At 73.5% G+C, this 935-nt stretch carries 1 protein-coding gene; it reads left to right on the top strand.

What is annotated here, in order from left to right:
- Positions 1-273 precede the first annotated feature (273 nt).
- A complete protein-coding gene (locus tag EF903_RS33015) occupies positions 274-906 on the top strand; it encodes a DJ-1/PfpI family protein (protein WP_125548579.1) in 633 nt (210 codons plus the stop codon).
- Positions 907-935 lie beyond the last annotated feature (29 nt).

The following is a 935-nucleotide window of genomic DNA, read 5'->3' as shown; positions in this document are numbered from 1 at the left end:
CTCCCGTCCGCCTTTTCGGCCGACTTCTTATGACAGAAGGCTGTCATTTCGACAGCATGCTGTCAATGCCCCTCGCGCGCGGCTCTCCCTCGTGCGCGAGGGGAGCGCGCGCACGAGGGAGGGACGAGCGCGAGGGGCATTGACAGCATGCTGTCGAAATGACAGCCTTCTGTCATAAGAAGTCGGCCGAAAAGGCGGACGGGAGGGCCCGCGGCGGTGGAGTGCACCGGCGGACCCGCGACCGCCCGCCGATGCGCACGGGAGGCGATCCACATGACCGCGAACCGCTCCGACAGGCCGGTCCACCTGGCCGTGTACGACACGTACGCGGACTGGGAGACGGGCCACACCACGGCACACCTCACCCAGCGCGGGTTCCGCGTCCGGACCGTCGCGGTAGACGACCGGCGCGAGGTGACCACGATGGGCGGCGTCCGCATCCGGCCCGACGGGGCGCTGTCGGACCTGTCGCCGCAGGACTCCTCCCTGCTGATCCTGACCGGCGCGGCGCTGTGGGACACCGGCGACGAGCTGGCACCCTTCGCGGCGAAGGCGGCGGAGTTCCTGGCCGCCGGGGTTCCCGTGGCGGCGATCTGCGGGGCCACGGCGGGCCTGGCGCGCGCCGGGCTGCTGGACGGGCGCGCCCACACCAGCGGCGCCGCCGCGTACCTGGCGGAGCAGCCGGGCTACGCGGGGGCGGAGCGGTACGTCGAGGCCGACGCGGTGACGGACGGCGATCTGATCACCGCCGGGCCGACCGAGCCGGTGGCGTTCGCGCGGGAGGTCTTCGCCCGGCTGGACGTGTACGGACCGGAAGTGCTCGACGCGTGGTACCGGCTGTTCCACGACTCGGACGCGAGCGCCTTCCCGGTGCTGATGGCGGCGGCGGAGCGCGGGGATGCCTGAGCGCGCGGCGGCGGCGGGCGGGGCCGCGG

It is taken from the genome of Streptomyces sp. WAC05292, assembly GCF_003949955.1.
GTDB lineage: Bacteria > Actinomycetota > Actinomycetes > Streptomycetales > Streptomycetaceae > Streptomyces > Streptomyces globosus.
This window is presented reverse-complemented; position numbering and strand designations above follow the sequence as displayed.

Excerpts from the sequence above, each read along its gene's own strand:
- EF903_RS33015 (WP_125548579.1), top strand. The coding sequence starts at position 274 with ATGACCGCGAACCGCTCCGACAGGCCGGTCCACCTGGCCGTGTACGAC.